Here is a 236-nt window from a genome sequence, read left to right on the forward strand (position 1 = left end):
GCCTACTAATATATTAGAAGTGATGCAATATTAAGGGGGAAGCAAGTTGAGTCTACGATTGATAAATATAGGGTTTGGGAATGTTGTTTCTGCTAATCGTGTTATATCGATTGTTTCACCAGAATCAGCGCCGATTAAACGTATTATTACGGTTGCCAGAGACAATAATAAATTAGTTGATGCTACTTATGGCAGAAGAACAAGAGCTGTTATTATAACAGACAGTGACCATGTAG

1 protein-coding gene is annotated in these 236 nt (G+C 36.4%); it reads left to right on the forward strand.

Translation table 11 applies throughout. From position 1 onward, the window contains the following. Positions 1-46: 46 nt before the first annotated feature. A partial coding sequence (locus RG959_RS24915) for an extracellular matrix/biofilm biosynthesis regulator RemA family protein (RefSeq protein ID WP_342799375.1) occupies positions 47-236 on the forward strand: 190 nt, incomplete at its 3' end.

It is taken from the genome of Domibacillus sp. 8LH, from assembly GCF_038806185.1.
Lineage (GTDB): Bacteria > Bacillota > Bacilli > Bacillales > Domibacillaceae > Domibacillus > Domibacillus indicus_A.